Raw genomic sequence first — 1,649 nt, 5'->3', positions numbered from 1 at the left:
TGTGTTGATTTAACCAATTGCCACTCCGCCAGGAAAAGACTAGATGACGAATTAGTGCTGTTGGCCACCTTTTAACTGGAATGAAAATCCAGTTTACCTGATTACTCTGCTGGAGTTCTGGGGCGACATTACTGGCTAATAAGGTGACCTGATGACCGCGACGAATGGCTTCTTTGGCGACTTCATAGTTGACTCGACCTTGGCCATCATTTTTCATGACTTTGTGGGTAACGATACAGAGTTTCATGAGTAGCTATCCTGTTAAAATTATCGAAAACTCTGACTAGTGCATCCTTGGCAGAAGTCTTTAATACTAAATCCGGTTCTCATACCCCTTTTGGTGAGAAATCCTTAAGACTACATCATCCTTAACCACCAGTATGAGTTAAAAACCTTTGTGAATACCGCGTTTTGCTGGGATACTCCGGTTGAGAGAAAGGCACGACAGCCGTTAGAACAGGCGTTAATTCAGGGATGGAAATTACTTTTTAACAAAGAGTATGGAAATGGTGGGGTCAGCCATTAGGATAATTTGTTCTAGGAAAATCTCAGCTTACAATATCTAAGTGATCGCATTCTTGCAAGCCTTTCAATAACTTAAACTGACCCGACCCAAACAAATGCAGGATATCTTGAGCGCGAGTCATTGAAACGTAAAGTTCCCGTCTAGCCTCGGCTTCATCTTTCACGCCAAACTGCTGCACCCACCCAAACTGCTGCACCCACAGAAGAATCACGGCTTTGAACTCCAGACCGAGGGAAGACTTGGCGGTAATCAGTCTTACTCCTGGATGATGGATGCTGTAATTCTCCTTGTTTTTATTGTCTTTACAGACCCAATAGTAGCCCAAGCCCGATTCTAACTGTTGAGTCAGAAAGCTAAACGGTTCCTTTTCGTAGTCTGTCAAATACCGATAGATGATAGCGATGTCTTGGGGTTGGTAACCTTGACTGGTGAGTTGCTGAATTTGTGCGATCGCATTTTCAACTTCTGCCATTCGACTCTCACACAGATACAGAGTTGGACGTTTGCCCTGGCGGAGTTCAGCAGAGGGTTTAACAACGGGAAAGGTTTCTTCTCCATCTTCTTTAATCGAGAATGACTGAACTAAATCCCAAGCGGCGGATAAGATTTCTTTGGTGTTTCGATAGTTGTCCTTGAGTTTCTTAACTCTGCCCTTTGCCTTGATTCCGACTGACTTCCAGGTGAACTTTTGGCGTTTGTAGATACTTTGACTTTTATCCGAAACGATAAGCAAGTCACCATTATCTGGGTCTTTGAGTGCCTCTTTGCAACACCTAAACCAATTGGGATAGAAGGTGTGAGCTTCATCAACAAGTACAGCATCCCATTTTTCTTCTGTGGGAATATCAGATAGGGCTTCCACAAGGAGATCAGCTAACACCTCGTTATATTCTTCTAAGTTGTAATCTTTGAAATTGGGTAATCGGCCCATGATGGATTTAGCCCAAGCGTGGAAGTGTATAACTCGAATCCGTTCTTGATAGAGGGGATTGTTTTCTTCTTCGATAAGCGATCGCAAGTAGGCGGCTAATGTTTTGTGGAAGCACAGAATCAGGACTCTTTTGTTGAAGTTTTCCCCAGCGAGATACTTGGCGCGACTAAGTAAGATTATAGTTTTGCCTGA

General features: G+C 43.4%; 3 protein-coding genes. 1 reads left to right on the top strand and 2 read right to left on the bottom strand.

What is annotated here, in order from left to right:
* On the bottom strand, positions 1-247 hold a 247-nt coding region (locus F6K49_RS46830), incomplete at its 3' end, for a glycosyltransferase (RefSeq protein WP_293109325.1).
* A 150-nt stretch (positions 248-397) separates the two neighbouring features.
* Here F6K49_RS46830 and F6K49_RS46825 point away from each other — a divergent pair.
* Positions 398-526, top strand: coding sequence for a hypothetical protein (locus F6K49_RS46825; protein ID WP_267876355.1), 129 nt, complete (start codon positions 398-400; stop codon positions 524-526).
* Between the two features lie 22 nt (positions 527-548).
* Here F6K49_RS46825 and F6K49_RS46820 read toward each other — a convergent pair.
* On the bottom strand, positions 549-1,649 hold a 1,101-nt coding region (locus F6K49_RS46820; RefSeq protein ID WP_293109324.1), incomplete at its 5' end, for a 3'-5' exonuclease.

Source organism: Moorena sp. SIO3I6 (assembly GCF_010672095.1).
This window is presented reverse-complemented; position numbering and strand designations above follow the sequence as displayed.